Source organism: Micromonospora sp. CPCC 205558 (assembly GCF_036902955.1).
In the GTDB taxonomy this organism is placed as follows: Bacteria; Actinomycetota; Actinomycetes; order Mycobacteriales; family Micromonosporaceae; genus Micromonospora.
This window is the reverse complement of sequence record NZ_JBAKHR010000017.1, coordinates 22,286-38,039: the sequence shown is the minus strand read 5'-3', so window position 1 is coordinate 38,039 and position 15,754 is coordinate 22,286. Positions and strand designations below refer to the sequence as shown.

At 67.6% G+C, this 15,754-nt stretch carries 13 protein-coding genes; 1 reads left to right on the top strand and 12 read right to left on the bottom strand.

Going from position 1 to position 15,754, the window contains the following annotated elements; all coding sequences use genetic code 11:
* Positions 1–55 precede the first annotated feature (55 nt).
* The 6 genes from V6U86_RS19935 to V6U86_RS19910 all read right to left on the bottom strand — a co-directional run bounded on the left by V6U86_RS19935 (position 56) and on the right by V6U86_RS19910 (position 7,705).
* Positions 56–838, bottom strand: coding sequence for a hypothetical protein (locus tag V6U86_RS19935; protein WP_334505361.1), 783 nt, complete (start codon positions 836–838; stop codon positions 56–58).
* A gap of 268 nt (positions 839–1,106) precedes the next feature.
* Positions 1,107–2,807 carry a ParB/RepB/Spo0J family partition protein gene (locus tag V6U86_RS19930; RefSeq protein WP_334505360.1) on the bottom strand — a complete coding sequence of 567 codons (1,701 nt, stop codon included), beginning with the start codon at positions 2,805–2,807 and terminating at the stop codon, positions 1,107–1,109.
* Between the two features lie 843 nt (positions 2,808–3,650).
* Positions 3,651–4,790 (bottom strand): DUF932 domain-containing protein, encoded by a 1,140-nt coding sequence (locus tag V6U86_RS19925; RefSeq protein ID WP_334505359.1) that lies wholly within the window; start codon positions 4,788–4,790, stop codon positions 3,651–3,653.
* A gap of 95 nt (positions 4,791–4,885) precedes the next feature.
* Positions 4,886–5,431: a hypothetical protein gene (locus tag V6U86_RS19920; RefSeq protein ID WP_334505358.1), complete on the bottom strand. Its 546-nt coding sequence runs from the start codon at positions 5,429–5,431 to the stop codon at positions 4,886–4,888.
* A 399-nt stretch (positions 5,432–5,830) separates the two neighbouring features.
* The gene (locus V6U86_RS19915) at positions 5,831–6,391 is read right to left on the bottom strand and encodes a hypothetical protein (RefSeq protein WP_334505357.1); all 561 of its coding nucleotides are present in this window, start codon (positions 6,389–6,391) and stop codon (positions 5,831–5,833) included.
* Positions 6,392–6,955: 564 nt separating this feature from the next.
* Positions 6,956–7,705 (bottom strand): hypothetical protein, encoded by a 750-nt coding sequence (locus V6U86_RS19910; RefSeq protein WP_334505356.1) that lies wholly within the window; start codon positions 7,703–7,705, stop codon positions 6,956–6,958.
* A gap of 289 nt (positions 7,706–7,994) precedes the next feature.
* Here V6U86_RS19910 and V6U86_RS19905 point away from each other — a divergent pair, with 289 nt between their 5' ends.
* On the top strand, positions 7,995–8,936 hold the full coding sequence (locus tag V6U86_RS19905; protein ID WP_334505355.1) for a hypothetical protein: 942 nt from the start codon (positions 7,995–7,997) through the stop codon (positions 8,934–8,936).
* Between the two features lie 601 nt (positions 8,937–9,537).
* Here the strand turns inward: V6U86_RS19905 and V6U86_RS19900 are convergent.
* From V6U86_RS19900 to V6U86_RS19875, 6 genes are all read right to left on the bottom strand, one after another.
* The gene (locus V6U86_RS19900; protein ID WP_334505354.1) at positions 9,538–9,918 is read right to left on the bottom strand and encodes a histone-like nucleoid-structuring protein Lsr2; all 381 of its coding nucleotides are present in this window, start codon (positions 9,916–9,918) and stop codon (positions 9,538–9,540) included.
* Positions 9,919–10,089: 171 nt separating this feature from the next.
* Positions 10,090–11,736 (bottom strand): GNAT family N-acetyltransferase, encoded by a 1,647-nt coding sequence (locus V6U86_RS19895; protein ID WP_334505353.1) that lies wholly within the window; start codon positions 11,734–11,736, stop codon positions 10,090–10,092.
* A 481-nt stretch (positions 11,737–12,217) separates the two neighbouring features.
* Complete coding sequence (locus V6U86_RS19885; protein WP_334505352.1) at positions 12,218–13,489, bottom strand: helix-turn-helix domain-containing protein; 1,272 nt, start codon at positions 13,487–13,489, stop codon at positions 12,218–12,220.
* A 524-nt stretch (positions 13,490–14,013) separates the two neighbouring features.
* The gene (locus V6U86_RS33425) at positions 14,014–14,184 is read right to left on the bottom strand and encodes a helix-turn-helix domain-containing protein (protein WP_442934980.1); all 171 of its coding nucleotides are present in this window, start codon (positions 14,182–14,184) and stop codon (positions 14,014–14,016) included.
* Positions 14,185–14,407: 223 nt separating this feature from the next.
* Complete coding sequence (locus tag V6U86_RS19880) at positions 14,408–15,202, bottom strand: phosphotransferase (protein WP_334505351.1); 795 nt, start codon at positions 15,200–15,202, stop codon at positions 14,408–14,410.
* A gap of 77 nt (positions 15,203–15,279) precedes the next feature.
* Positions 15,280–15,747, bottom strand: coding sequence for a glycine-rich domain-containing protein (locus V6U86_RS19875; protein WP_334505350.1), 468 nt, complete (start codon positions 15,745–15,747; stop codon positions 15,280–15,282).
* Between the last annotated feature and the right edge of the window lie 7 nt (positions 15,748–15,754).

The following is a 15,754-nucleotide window of genomic DNA, read 5'->3' as shown; positions in this document are numbered from 1 at the left end:
GGTGACCCAGGCGCTGGCACCGCCTGTCATCGTTTGCGATGCGGCGGCGCGACGGTCATGGCTGTCGACCGGCGGCGAGGCGCCGGCGCAGCTCGGACAGGGGGAGCCGGTGGCGTTGCCGTTGGCGCTGTTCGGTGAGGATGGCGACATCACCGAGTTGGTCGCGTAGCTGGTTTTCCGCTGCTTCGGCGATGGCGTAGTGGTCAGGGAGTACCTGCAGCAGCCGCGCCCAGTGGTTCTTACCGGCCCGGACGCAGGCTCCGCCGCAGTTGTTGTGCGGTAGCCCGAGGTCGTACAGCCGCGGTGGGCGTAGCCCGAGTCGACGCGCCCAGGCCAACAAGTCGTCTTTGCTCAGGTGCGGCGGGTCCAGCAGGGGGAAGCTAGTCGCCCAGGGATACCAGCCGGCGGCGATGGCGGGGGAGCGCCGCCGGTCGCGGGGTGAGGCGTCGAGTCCGATGTACAGGGTGGTGGAGTCCGGGTCTGCGTGGGTTTCGAGCCACTGGCGGCACGGTCGGATTTTCAGGGCGAGAGTGCAGGGCGCGACGCGGCTGTTGCCGAGGTAGCGCACGTCCTGGAAGAGCTGCCAGGGGGTGCGGCCGTCAGCAACGCGAGTGATGGGAACACCGAGCTGGGCGCTGCTGTCGCCCAGCCAGCGATACAGGTCAGGGTCTTCGGTGAGGACGTCAGCGAAGAGTAAGACCAGGCGGTCGGTGCCGTGTTGGGCGGCGACGCGTTGCGCGGCGGCCCAGCTCGCGATGCCTCCTGAGTATTGGACAACGTGCAGGCGGTCGGCAGAGCTGCCCGATCCAGGGAGGGAGGGGGGAATCTTTGAGGGCATGTCGGTCCGTTCGGAGCGTGGCCTGTGGTGATGTGGTCTTTGCGTGCCGGTCGGACGGCGGGTGAGCGCCGAGCCGGGGGAGGCGAGGGGGCGGCGCGTGAGCGCCCCTCGTCGGAGCCGGGGCGCTCGATGCGGCCCGGTTCCGTCACCGCACGTCAGGTTTGGCGGTGCTCGGTGACGCGGCGAACGACCAGGGGTGTCGGCGCGGCCGTTGCAGTGTTGGTGGCCGTGCCGGTCGGGGGCCTGGTATGGCCCCCGACCGGCAGGCTTATGCGGCGAGCGTGCTTTCCACCTCGGAGCCCGAGGGCTGGTCGCTGTCGTCCCGGAGGGCGCGGGTCGGCCCATCGTCCGGTCCGTCCGCGCTGGTGGTGGTGGTGTCGGCGTCGCCTTCGATCAGCAGGTCGTCGGGCTCTGGGGTGGCGACGACGCTGAGGCTGGCGCGCTGCTTCGTGCGGTTAGCGACGCCGTCGATGATGAGCTGTTCGACCTCGCCGACCTGGAAGCCGTTAGCGACGCACCACTGCAACCACTTGGCGACCGCCGGGTCGGGTGCCCGCCAGGAGGATCGGGTGATGCCGCTTTCGTTGGCGGCGGCGATGGCTGCGAGGGAGATGACGGAGTAGCGGCCGTCGCTGACGCCCCGGGCGGGAACGCGCTTGGTGCCGGGACGCTTGGCCTTGCCCGGCGACAGAAGGTCGTCGAGCATTTTCCGGCCGCCGTTGACCCAGGTGGAAAGGATGTAGCCGGAGTCGGCCAGCATGTCCGCGATCAGCTTTGCCGTGCCCTTGGGAGGGGTCTTGGCGGTCAGGAACGTGGCCAGCCATTCGCGGCGGACATTGTTGGCGATCTCCATGGCCTTGTTGTTCCCGATGACCAGCCGCCGTTCCGCCTTCTCCTCCTCGGTCATGGGACCGCTGCGAGTGGAGGTGACAGCGTGGGCGGGAAGGGCGTGGCCGTATTTGCGCCAGTCGGTGCAGTAGCTCGTCTCCGACAGATGGTCGCCGTAGGCGAGGAACAGCCGAACAGCGTGCCCTGGGCAGTCGCTGTGCGCCTCGGCGTCGACGCGGTTGCCTTCGGCGTCGCGCAGGTCGGTAACCTCCTTGATCTTGGGGTCGTTGTACCGAGGGTGTTCGGACAGCAGCGTCACCCCGGCGGTGGCGAGTTCGGCGCGGCGGGCTGCCTCTGCGGCGATGGCGGCGCGGACGCCGCGATAGTGCTCTACCGCACGGGCGAACGCGAACGGACCTTCTTCGGCCTCCTCTAGCAGTCTTTCGACGCGGTTGGGTTCGTCGGCGAACTCCGCGAGCGCGGCGACCTGAGTGAGGTCCAGGCCGAGGGTCTGCGTGCGCTCGGCGGTGCGCTTGTCTAGGGTGGCGAGTTGCCGGCCGGCCTTGATGTGCTCCGGTTGGTAGCCGGTGCGCTCAGCGATGTCCTTGTCGCTCATGCCGTCGAGGGCGAGTTGTTCGATGGCTCGGGCCTGCTGAGTTGCGGTGAGTTCCGTACGGTGAACCTGCCGGAGCATGCTGATGATTTGCTCGCGGTTCGCGGCCAGGTCTTCGCGCACGATGACCTGGATCCACTCTTGGTCTGCTTCGACGGCGGACCGGTAACGCTGCTCGCCGTCGATGATCAGATACGGGCCGTCCTCGTCCGGTCCGAGCGGGACGACGATGAGGGGTGAGAGGAGGCCGCGAACGCCGTCCTGGTGCAGGTTCTGCACGATGCCGGGCAGGGCCTGCGCATCGTCGCGGGCGTTGCCGGGGTTCGGCTGGATGTTCTTGACCCGGACCATGCAGTGCCGGCCGGGCAGGGCGGGGGCTTCCTGGGCCTCGTCAGTTTCCTCGACGTCGACATCGGTAGTGGTCGCCTCGGCGGCTTCGGTCAGGGGTGCGGCGTCTTGGGGGCTGTTCGGGGCCTCGGTCTCAGCCGGTGGGTCGAGCTGCTGTGCGGGTGTGGTTTCCGTAAGCACGGTTCGTGCTCCCTTCGGGCTGTGGGTGTGTTGGTTGTCCGGTCGCGTCCGGGGTTGCCGTCCAGAGCGCGCCGGGGCTTGCGGGGTTGTTGTTGGTAGCGGCGGTGGCGGGCTGCGCGCCGTGCGCTGTGGAGTTGTCAAGGAACGGTGTTCGATCGGTCAGGCCGCTGTGGGTAGGGCGGTGAGGTGCGGGCGGCTGGGCGGGGACGGCATCGTGCAGCCAGCGCATGTGCCGTCATCCCAGCGGTGCGGGCTCGCGCCGTCGCCTGCCGGGCAGGGGCGACACTGCAGATCGGTGATCTCCGCGCGGTTCAAGCAGATCGGGCATAGACCCCAGTTGGCGGTCGGCGGACCGGAAATGAGGATGTCGCAGTCAGCGCAACACCGGCCCGCTTGCCGAAGGGCGCGACCGATGATGTCCGCCGTGGCGATCGCACGGTGGGCAGCAGCGGGAAGGCTCCTCCACGCGGCGGTCGCCTGTACGCGCTGCCAGTCGTCGTCGCTCAGCGCCGGGCTAGGGAGGCTGGCCGGGTCGTCGGTCTGGGCTTGGAGGTATGCCTCAACCTCGATGCGGCCGAACAGGGGGCCGGTCCAATGGAAGGTGCGGGCGAGAACGGATACGAGGTGCCGAGCGTCGGGCTCGCGGAGGTTGCGGGGTAGCGACACACCGTGAGGCAGCCCGATGAACATAGGCATGGTTGCTCCATCAAGGGTGGAAGGACATTGCGAGGCGGCACGCGGAGTACCGCGTACGGGTGCGGACCCGAGATCACTGACGAGCCGGCGATGAGCTGGCGCGGCCGAGGGGCCGGGTGCCGTGCGAGCGGCACCCGGCGGGGTCGGTCAGACCGTGGCTGCGATCTCCATGGCGCGTACGCCGACGCTTTCCATGTCGAAGGCGGCGTCGGGGTCGCTGAGCGTCTGCGCGGCGCTGGTGACCGCGTGCAGCATCCCGCCGGCGGTGCGGTCCCCGCCGTCGATGAAGTGGTTCAGGATCAGCCGCTGCTCCTCCTCGGTGAAACGCAGCCGCTGCCCAACGACCCGAATGGTGTGGTCCGGGTCGGGGATACGCCGGCCTGCCGTCTCCTCAATCTCCTCGATCTTCCGGCGGATGTAGCGAACGTCGAGGAAGCGGCGCACGGCGTCGCGGGCCTGCTTACCGATGAGACTGAGGTTTGCCTCGTGGGTGTCGTTGCTCCACCGGATCGTGCCCTCATCCATCTTCGCGCCGAGGTGCACGGCGCGAAGCGCATCCTTGGTGATAGTGACGCCGTTGTCGCAAACCTGGACGACGATGCGCGGGGTAACGGTCATCGCGCCGCCGCCGGTTTCGCTGTTGGTGAAGACGAGCCCGGCGAAGACGGTCGGGTTGTCCGCGCCGGTCGCCCCGGTGAAAGGGCTGCGGTAGTTGCGCAGCAGGGTGGGGGCGAGGGATTTGATGGCCTCGGAGTGAACCCGGACGACCATGCGCCGCTCGCTCAGGTCGCACGCGAGCTCCACCCGCAACCCGGACTCGCGGATGCCGGACAACACCGACATCAGAACGTCGAGGTGGTCAATGATCTTGTAACCGTCGCTGAGGAAGGCGCGCAGGATTCCGCCGCCGTTGCCGTCGGACAGGCAGCGGGCGAGGTATCGCTTCCCGTGCTGGAGATCAAGCCAGCCGTTGACGTTGGCGTCGTAGAGGTGCAGGGCCTGGGCGCGGGTCTTGCGCAGGTAGCCGGTGGGGATGCCGAGCTTTTCGCCGAGTCCAGCGTCGCCGATTTCGGTGGGCAGGTACAGCCCATCGGAGGGGGTGACGCCGGTGTCGGTGAGGATCGGCTCTGCGCCGGTGATGCGCAGGTGGCCGGCTTCGGCGCGAAGCATTCCGGTGCCGGCGACGATGTCGAGCTTGTGGCTGTGCTGCTCGTTGAGGATGGTGGTCAGATCTGCCAGGCTGGCGTGTCGGGCGGTCAGGGGAATGGTGTCGAGCGTTCCACTCACGGTGATTTCCTTCGGTCGGGAATCGTTGGTATTAGGTCGGGGGTTGCCGCCCCTCCCTCATGTATTTAATGATACATGACGCAATGCCGCTGCGTCTAGTCGGAACCATCTTCCCGAAGGATCTTTTGAGTGATTAGGGCATCATTCTCTGTTGGTCCGGCGGCGGGTGGCGGGAGGGCTCGTGAGGGGCGTGGAATGAGTTGCCGCTGTGCCTGCCGCAAAGCGGCGGTTGCCGCATCGATAGTCTCAAGAACTTCGATGAGAGTGGCGTCGTTGGCATCTGAGGCTAGGTCCGCCAGCTCGCCGTTGCGCATCTGGCTGCGGTCGAGGCTGCGTAGCACGTCAGACAGGCTGTTGTGGAGGTGGTGACGCCCCAGCGTCATCAACTGGGCTTTCGTGTAGGGCTCGCTTCGTACGGCCCACATGCACCAGCAGGTGAGGTCAATGGAGTCGAGGTGCTGCTGCCAGTCGGTGGGCTCTGTCTCCGGGCGAAGTGCGAGGATGAGGTCACGGCGTGTGGCGACCTCATAAGTGTTCTGAATGATGCCTGGTCGCCGATAGCGCTTAGTGCGGGGTTTGCTGCAATCGGTGCGGTGCGCCTCGGGCTGGCGACGTGGAAACTGGACGTGCAGGAGCGGCATTGGTCGCCTTTCTAATGGGCGAATTCGGCGCGGCCGGGTCGCCATGGCCAATGTATTTAAGGATACATGATTGCCATGGTTTTGCGTTATTCCTGCGGGTGCCTTGGGGCGCTTTTCGCGCATCCGTGCGCGATGTTGAAGATTCTTCCCGGCGGCCTGATCTTCGATCCACCATGTTCGGGGGTGAGGGGCAAGCCCGGGGTGTGGGCTTGCGGCTCACCCCCGAACATGGTGCCCCTTGGGGCAGGTCGCCGGGAAGAATCGGCGCTGCTCTGATTCGTCCCGGAGCCTGCCTCGCCGGCGAGGCGCCGCGGTTCAGCGGCGGGACGCTGACCCGGCGGGAGGCCATCGGCCGGAGGCCGATTCCAGCCGCAGCGACGACGAGGGCTGCGCTCGGGGCTAGTGGCGGGAAGTAGGGGCGGACGCCGGCGATTGCTGCCCTGGAGGCTGGCTTACGTCGCACCCCTCGGGGCGCTGAACCTTCCCCGTTCTACTGTTGATCCACGCCTGCACTCGGTGGCGTTTCCAGTATCGGATCATTCCCTGTGCGGGTGCCGGCTCTTCGACGTCGAACCGGGGAAGGTAGCCATCCTCGCCGCGGTCCCACGCCGCCCTGCTGAGGCCGACGTAGTAGTCCCATGTCCCTTGGCTGATGCCGAGAATCTTCCGAAACTCGGTCGCGGAGATCAGTGCCTCTGGATCGCCGACGAGGTCGACGCAGTGAACGCGTGCTTGCCCCGCCTCGACGATCTGCGGCAGGAGGATGTCTCGGACGTTTTCCAGCTCATCGACGGGAAACCATGACTTCTTGTCCTGCTTAACCGGCGCGGGCCAGCCGGAATCCTGCTCTCGCTGCTTTGGCGATGTCTTGAGTCGGACGGTCGCCTCGGACCGGCGGGTCAGCTCGGCTGCGCCGGCAATGTCGGTGTGTGGTCGGCCACCGATGTACCGGATCTCCATGTCTGTTCCTGCCCGCGAGTGGCCAGCGGCTGGAACGGCCGGGGGAACAACGTCCGCGAACGAACGAAGTGGCAACCCCCCGGCCGCGTGAAACAACCAACGTTCCCAACCTCACGCCGCGAACGCGGTGTGAGGCCGAAGAGGTTCCGATGGTAGCAGTCGGCCGACGACTGTCATGGGAAAGGACGACCGGACAGGAGGCGGTTCAGGGAGCGGATGACCAGCGCCAACCGAGACGCGGCCACCCCGTCGAAGTCCGGTTGACTCCGCGACTCTGCCGGAGTCCGGTTGGCGTGACGCACGCTAGAGGTTCGACGACATGCCTAGTTGGCCGCCATGGGGAGCCCGAGTGCTGGGGCTGTCGGGGCGTCTTCGCATGGGACTGGCCGCTTCTTTCGAGGGCAGCGGTTCTACGGGGGGTGAAGTATCGTCGATGGGACGGCGCTGCTCGTTCCCCCGTGCGAGCAGCGCCGCTCTATCGGTGCCGACTGACGGTGGCCCGAACCGCCTAGTTGGGCGGGGAACTGCAGATGTTCCCGTGTATGCCCAGGCTGTGTTCCTCCGTCACCCCTCCGCGTCGGCCAGAGTCCTGGCGACCAGTTCGGCGATCTGCTCCGGATGCGCGTACCAGCAGTACAGCCCGAATGAGACAGGCTTCCAAGTTGACCCGCTTTCGGTCGGGAAGAGTAGTTGCCAGCTGGCCTCGCTGCTCAGGGACAGGTGTCGGTCTCTTCCCAACCCCCAACGGGTCTCCGATTCGAAGACATGCACGTCGGTAACCTCGATACCACGGGATCGTAGGTGCTCTACGACCCCCAAGATCAGGGTGTCCATATCGAGCGCAGGACTACGGTCATCCGGCGCAGCCACCCTGTGCAAAGGCAGCTTGGCGTCTCGCAGAAGGTCGGCTGCCTCGTTCAACTCTGCTCGTGCGGCGTCCGGCTCGCCGGCGAGCTCGCCGCGCTGATGCGCCGCGTCGAGCCATACGCCCAGCCCCTCGGCGACGCCAGCGAGGGCATCGATGTGCTGCCCGAGCGCTGCCACCACCGCGTCGACGTCCCGAGTGGTCCGCAGCGCGTACGGCTCGCGCAGCGCGTCGCTCAACGTCCCGGCCTTTTCCGCCAGGTAGCGAGCACTAGCCACGGCGTACAGCGCGGTAGTGGTGCCCGGCTCGCGGTCGAGCCCTTCTAGGTGCTCGTTGTCATGCTTATGGTCTTGATGGACCTGCTCGTAGTCGCTCTCTACGCTTAGCTCGTACTCGTCGTGGTAGCGCACCGGCACTCCCGCGATGGTTACGGTATCGGTTTCGCTCATCGTCGCCCCTCTCGCACGCGCCGGTGCCCGGCCGGACAGCCAGCAAGGTACGCGCTCGGGACTCTGTCTCGGCGCACCCCTTGCCCGGCGCGTTGCTTAACAAGAGCAGGCACCGGCAGACAGCCTCACGCGCGATGCGCTCAGAAACGGGTCTACATCCGATCTGCGACCGCAAGGTGTGGCGCCAGCGGTGCGCTCGCCAAGGTTGATATGCATGCCCGTGGAACGTTCCCACGGACTGCGCCGGCATGGAGACCGATCGTCGAGGGGACGGCTTACCGTTATAGACATGAATCAAGCGGAGGTGCCTGAGGGTCCGATACGTGACCTGCCGCTGCTGCGCGAGCAGGCGGGTGTCCGCGACCGTACGGTCGACGAGCACATGTTCCGGGTGGGGAACTCAAGCTTCCGGCTCCAGCTATTCGCCCGGAGCGGCGTGCGACCGGTCGCGTTGGCGACGCAGACTGACCGCGAGGGCGCGGCTTTAATGAACGGGGCGGAGCGGTTTGTCGCGGCGATCTGGCAGCGGCACTGCCCGGATGAGCAGGATCCGCCGATCTTTATCGCGCATCAGCTGCTCGATAGCAAGGACCTTGGATTGATGCACTATGGATTTACCGCCGCTGGCCCCCACACGGTGGGTGCGCCGAGGTGGGGGCCGCGGCTAAGCGAGGCAGAGCTGCGCGTGCTGGTCGGGGGTCCGGTCGACGTGTCGCGCGGAGACGGCTACATCGAGCCAGCGCGGCCGCAGGAGGGCCGGATGCGGTACGCAGTCGCCGCAGTGGTCGGCCTCCCCCGACCCGATCTGCACGGCGATCCGCCCTGCATGCCATCGGGAGCGCCGTGGTGGCGGCGTGTCGGCCGTCAAGTGGCACCGAGGCGCCGCGGCCGCGGATGCTGCTCCTATCACGACGGTGACTGGGGTGCCGCTTCCGAAGCCGCGATCCGCGCACTGGCCCGCGTCGAGGCCAGGCCCACGGAGCCCACGGACGACGGCGAGGACGATCAGCTGTACCGCCTGCTCGACGCGTTGCGGACGCTAAGCGACGAGCATCGCCTCGACGAGTGGACGATGGAGGCGGCGGCGAGTCTTTTCACGGATCCGATCCAGCCGCTGCGCGGCGAGGGCGGACCGTACATTAACGGGCGGCACCGCAGCCAGGCCATGCTTGACGCCGGCACACGCCGCACCGTAATCGGTGTTTGGGAATACCCCGGCGATGACGCCTAAGCGCATCCGAGGGCGCCTTGCCCGACGGGCTGCCGCTTCTGGAGGCCGGGGAATGACTTGATGTTCGAGCAGTGCTGAGCCACCCTCGGTGCCGGTCGGAGGCGACTGGGCCTTACCGGCAAAAACGGGCAAACGACGAGGCCAATCCACCCGACCGCTCATCTGAAGTTCCGCGATCGAACGCATGTACGATTCGGTGGTGGCGGAGGAGGTAGTGAGGCGGTGGTGGAACGGCGTCTGGGGACGCCTGACTCGGCGCGATGTCTGGTTGATCCGTCAGACGCGATGGAAGGTGGTAGCTCGTACCGGAGACAGTGAGACCGGGCAGATGCTGCGCTGGACGTACGACTCGAAAGACGAGGCCGCGGCGATGGTCGATCGTCTCTTGCGCGCCCAGTCCGCAGGGCGGTGGCGCGAACAGCAAGGTGGCACGCCGCCCTAGAAATCGATGCCGCCGCGAGTCAAGTGGAACCTCGTGCAGCACGGTGAGGTGGCCAGGCTGCGAGGTCAAGCGTTGCCGCGCCCCACCTGCAGGCGTGCCGGTGCCGTCCACCCCGCCAGCCTAGGACGGCAAGTAGTCAATGCAGCGTTGAACAGGTGATCAGCGACCAGCCGTCGCGTCATACTCGGCGACAATTTCCCGAGGGATCCGGCCTCGATCCGAAATGCCCTTGCCGGCCTTCTTGGCCCAGTCCCTGATCGCCTTGTTCTGATCCCGGTTCGCGACTCCGCCCGTACGGCGACCTCGTGAGCTGACCACACCCGCCGCGCTGCGGGTGGCCCGCGCGGACCGTGCGACGCCGCTTCGTCCCACCTTTAGGCCGTGGGCCGTGTACGGCGAGAAGGCGTCGCGCAGCTTCGCGGCATTCGCGGCCGATAGGTCAATCTCGTACTCAACGCCGTCGAGGGCGAACTTGATGGTTTCGTCGGCGCTTCCGCCGTCCAAGTCGTCGACCAGTTGATGAATGACTCGCTTAGCCACCGCTTCGTCCTTCCTAATTCTGCAGCATTCGCACTAAACACTAACCTCCTCTGCGGCTGCCACGAAATGGGGCCTCGATCGCTGGCAATGTTTGTGGGAGCGCCCTGGATAACGGGGAGTGCGTCGGCGTCGAGGTACTTGAGCCTGCCGGCTGCGCTGCGTCCGGAGGTCTCATTCCCCCGACGGGGAACGGGGGACCGGGACTTGGTCGAGCGGGACGGGCCCGCCGGGCAGGTGAATTAGCACATCGCTGCTGACTTGGTCGACGCCGATCGGAGCGTCGCCGATGGCATCGAGCAGTGCCGTTAGGCGGGGGAAGGTGGTCGTCTGCCGGATGCGGTCGGCGGCTCCTGCATCGCGGAACGCCTGTACGGCCATTGCGGCTAGGTTGACGGCGCCGCGCCGATACTGGGCATCGTTCCGGGCCAGCAGGGGCCCGTTCAGCAGTCGATCCCGATGCTCGGGCCGGACTGGCTGGTACTCGATGAGCAGGTCAGCGCGTTGGACGGCGAAGCTGGTCTTGCCGTCATGCAGCGCCTGCCGGTTCGGCTCAGGAAGCCGCCCGATGACCGGACCTTGTCGTAGTGCGCGGACCTCCGGTACCTGCTCGATGGTCGGATCTACCAGTCTGTCGTGTTCGGGCAGTAGCAGGATGGTGTGCCCGAGCAGGGTGGTGTCGTCGTGCCAGCTCGGCTCGTCGGTGGCGTACCGGGTACGACCGCCGTCTGGGTCGTGGATCACCACACCGACCGGCAGGATCTGCGCGGCGATCCCGAACTGTTGGTAGGCGTACCGCAGCTGCGTACATGCGTCGATGCACGCGTTGGCGCGCTGCCCCTCGGCCATCTTGATCCAGAGCAGGGGCAGGAACTGGATGGCGAGCAACTCGCCAGAGCCCTGCGTCAGCAGTGTCGGCAGGTGATCGTCATGCAGGGCCAGGGTGCCCGGGTCGAATGGGGTCCTGCTGCTGCGTCGTGGTGCTGGCACCCGACCGGGCCGCCGATTTGCGCTGGCCTTCTGATGCCGGAGGAACGTGCGTTCACCAGGGTCGGGGCGGATCTCGGCGTGAACCCCGAGGACCACCCATGGGTCGAACCCGCTGTCACGCTCTAGCACGTCGAAGCCGTGGCTGCGGTAGAACCGCTCCAGCTCCGGGCTGTCGGCCATCTGCCCATACGTGATCATGTAGCCGCAGTGGGCGTAGATCTGCTGGCAGCGGTGCAGCAACGCACTGCCGATCCCGAGGCCGCGCATCGTTTCGTCGACCGCGATCGCCTTGATCCGCACCATCCACATCACTCCGGCCATGACCAGCTGGAACAGCTGCTGACTGCCCAACCCTGCCTGCCGTTGATGCTCGACCAGCTGCTTGAGCACACCACCCGGCGGGTATGCGACCACCGCTCCGACAACGCCGCGCTGGTCGTGCTCGGCCACCAGCACCAGCGTCGCCGGCGGCAGCAGCCTCCTCGGATCCATGGCCTGTGGGCCGGTGAACTTCTCGGCCATGTATCGCATGTACGTGTCCGGACCACCGTCCAAGCCGGCCCGCAACGCGGCCCCGCCGACACCGGCGTCCACGTCGTCGGCGACCTCGTCCTCGAGACGGACACCGGCCAGCGCGGTGAGCCGACGCACTGCGGCCATATCCGCGCCGCGGGCCAGCCGCACTCGCACCTGCTCGGTAACCGGCCAGCCGTCGACCAGGCGCTGCCCGGTCAGGTCGGTGACCCTGTCCGCCGAGGCGGACAGTCGTGTTGCTGGAATCGGCCGGCGAATCGGTTCCCTGCGCCGAGATCGGCTGCTGCGCTTGACCACGAGCAAGCTCCCTCCACCACAACAAACTGCCAGGAGTAACCGTACCGTCGCTGTACGGCATTGCTCGATGGGTAGCGCCTGGTTCGGCACCAGGGTCATCTCTCTGTGCGGTTGCGGCTGCGCGGATAGTCGACGCGCCGTTGCCGGTAGATGGCGCCCCGCAGGCGGTGACGCCCTAGGGGTGTGCGGCGGCGCGCAACTCTGGGGCGTCACGGTCGAGCGGTGCGATCAGGTCGCAGTTCCCCTCGGGCGCTGCGGCATAGAAGGGTTCGTCGCGGAGCACGGCGAACAGGACGTGGGCCCGCCGTCGGGCGAGGCAGAGCAGGGCCCGTGTACGGTGCTTGCCCTGGGCGATCTTTTGTCGTAGTAGGCCCGCGAGACCGGGTCGGCCAGGCGACCTGCGGCGCCGCAAACCTCACTGACCACGTAGACCGCCGAGACGTCGTGAGCGACCGGAACTGTCTGCGGCATATCGTGGCCGTTACAGCTCGCCGAGGATCCGGGCACGTTGCTCGGCGTGTTCGCCGTCGCTGATCACGCCCTGCTGGTGAAGGGCGGCGACTTGGCGCAGCCGGTCGACGATCGGGGTGGCCAACGGGGTTGTCGGGTCGGGGTGTGGACGTGTGACAGGGTTGTCGGGATCCATCCCGACAACGCCCCCGGCGGTGGGCGGCGTTTCCGGTGGGGGTGGGGTGTCGACGGAGCGGGCAATGCTCCAGAAGTCTTCGTCGAGGGCGGTGCTGCTGCCGGCGGCGCTGATGAGGTGGCGCAGGGTGTCCGGTTCGCAGTGGAGGACGTCAGCCAGGCGGGTGGCGTGGGCGGCGGTGGGCACGTGACGGCCGGCGAGGATGTCCGTCGTCACCGCGGTCGCGATGTCTGCCCGGGTGGCTAGCTCGGCGGGGGGGATGCCGGCGAATTCGGCGTAGACGCACAGGTAGCGTGCCAGGGCCCTACGGGTGGGTGGCGCTTGGGCGTCGATGGTGGCGACGAGGAGCCCGAAGCGGATCCGGCGGTGGGTGGCGGGCAGCTGCGGCAAATCGATGATGGGTGTCGTGCGCAGGCCGGGCGCGGCGAGGAGTTCCAGCGCGACGCACTGGCGCGCGTACTCCTCGCGGATCGTCGCGATTTCCGCGGCGATGCTACGCACCCTCAGCAGTTCCTCCCTGACCTGATGGAATTGAACCTCAAGCTGGTTGGCTTGGCGGACCGCCTGGTTGCGGGCGTTTTCCGAGGTTCGCAGGTTGCTGACGTGGCGCTCGGTCTCCGCGCGCAGGCGTTCCTGCAGGCGTGCGACCTGGCGTTGCAGGACCGGTATGGCGGGTTCGCTTTCCGGGACGTTGCGCTGGCCGGGCTTGCCCGGCGGGCGGCTGACCGGACCGTTGTATCCGTCGGGCAGATGACCGCGGGCGCACTGGTACCAGCCGGCGGCGAGGGCGCGGATGCCGGCGGTGTCGCAGCTGTCGGGAAGGCAGGCGATGATCAGTTCGGTCATCTCCCAGGTCGGCCCACGGCGGTAGCGGCTGAGCTGCTCGGATAGCTTCTGCCGGTTGAGACCGGGGTAGTGCAAGCCCCGGTTGTGGGCGTGTTCGAGGACCTTCGCCTGACCGCCGAAACCCAGGTAGTCATTGATCAGGGATCGCACGTAGAGGGTGTACTCGGCGGCGTCCGGGTTGGCGGACCGAGTGCGGATGGTGTCCTCGTCGACGGTGTACGGGCGGGCGTTGCGGCGCGGCTCGCGCTGGCCGGTGCTCATGCGGTCGGTCGTCCTTGATGCACGAGGGTGGTCCCGACAACGATCGATGTTGTCGGGAGTTGCTCCGGACCTCTTTCCCGACATTAGGGACGTCGAGGAAAGTTATCCGCGCCGATCGGTGCTGACTGGCTGGTCGGTCAGGGTGCTCCGCGCCGCTTGGTTGCGCCGGGTGAGCGCGGAGCACCCGCCATCTATACATCATGCGAGAAGGCGGTGACAGAGTGCAGCCCCGAACGAGCTTCCAGCGAGTGTCGGCCATCCTCAACGCACTAGGTGTGCGGGCCTGGCGCGGTTCATCCGGCGCAACCAGCCGGCCAACCCGACCGGCACGCCACCACCCCAAGCACCGTCGTCCACGGCCCTGGCCGAGGCGCCCACGACGGCGACGTCCCTAAGTCTGGCGGCGGCGCCGAGCAGTTGAGGTAACCACCGATGACGCACGCCGCCCCGGCGAATCGCGAGGCCTTACGTCTCCGCGCTGACCGCCGAGGGCGGCATGCGGTAGGAGAGGGTTAATTCATCTCTTATCGCTCGTACATGCGAACGGGGTATAGCTCGACGCCCAGGGCTACTTCGAGGTTGGCGAGGGTCCGCAAGTCGACGTACCGGTCTCCGTTGAGCGCTGAACCGATGGTCGGATGACTTAGGCCTGCCAGCCTGGCGAGCTCTCGGTTGCTGATGGGGCGTCCGCGCACTTCTGCGGCGAGGCGCCGCGCGAACTCCTGCGCGTAGTGCGCGCTGCCGGGTGCGTCGGGACGAAGGGTCGCCTCGGGCCAATGCCCGTTCTGAACGTAGGTGTTGGGTGCGTTCTCGCCGTGGCTGCGCGCCACCGTCACCCCTTCGTCGAGCCGTCCATGTCTCTCGTCAGGGTGTTGATCGGTGGGAAGGTCGTAGGAGATGCCGTGGCCCGCCCCTCGTTCACCGCGGCGGCCGACGGTATGTCGCCCAGGTGCGGGCGGCTACCGCGAGCGGCCCGCGATGCGGCGCGCAGCTCTCTTGCCGCCGCTGCTCCCACAGGGCGGCGAGAGCATCGGCGAATGCGTCCAACGCATGAGGCGCGGCTTGCTTCCAGGCGGGGATCTGAGCCGCCCACGACTCGGCCTGCTCCGGGCTGTGACCAGCACGGATGAGCCGCACGATCATCAGCGCGGCGTCGAGCCACGCGGCACCCCGGCACGGCATAGACCAGTCGATGACGTGCACGCGGGCGCCGAGGAGGAAGTTGAACGGCGTGACGTCGGTGTGCATGAGGGTGTCCCCGTCGACCAGGCCGCCGTCGAGCCGGCCTTCCCAGCGTTTCGTGGCGGCCTGGACCCGGACCGGTGGGCACGGAGTGAGCGACTGCGCCAGCGCGGTCAGTGTGTCGGCGAGGAGCGGGAGATCGGTCGAGCCGGGGGACAGGTCGGCGTGCCGGCCCGGTACGTGGTCGAACCCGAGTGCCAACCAGCCTGCCTCCTCCACCGTCCATCTGAGCCTGGGCGCGATGTCGGGTAGCCACGGGTTGAGCCGCGCTTCGGTGCGATGCATGCGGGCCAGCGGGTTCGTCGTTGGGATGGCCTTGCAGAAGAGGTGCCCGGTGGCGGTGTCGAGGGTCGCGGCGAACTTCGAGACGGAGCCGGCCGTCGCCGAGCGTGCTGCCCGGACCGGGCCGGTGTGCGACTCGATGGCGAGCCGCAGAGCTGCGGGCAGCGTCTCCCAATGGTGGTCGGGCATCCCGCTCCCTCGCTGACTGCGGCGGCCGTAGGCGTTTGCAGCCTACGGCCGCCGCAGCGGGTGCGGTGCGGGCTCGATCAGCGTGTTGGGCTGTCCGTGCACCCCGCGTGGCACTGCGTGCAGTCGGCGGTTGCCCGCCACAGCGACCGGTCGATCTGGTAGCCGGCCTCGGAGATAGCGTGGATCGCCCGGTCCAGGGGCACGGAGGTGGACGTGGGGGCGGTCGGCCACTCGCTGCCGTCCTCCGGCTCGTGGTGGATGAACCGCCCGGCGATCCGGTCGCAGAACTCGGCGTAGTCACGGGTGTGCAGGATGAACGTGTGCCAGCCGATGTCCACCAGGGCGGACGGACCGATCGGGGTGGTCGTTACCGCGGCGGCCGAGAGGAAGGCCAGCGCCTGGTCGAGGATGCGCGCCGGCATGTCGGCCGAGAGTTCCGGGTGATCCTTGGCGATGCGGTCGGTGAGCCGAGCGAACAGCTCGGGTGACACCAGCGAGGTCCCTCGCTTCACGGCCAGCGGCGGGTTGAGCGCGGTCACGGTCATGTCGGCT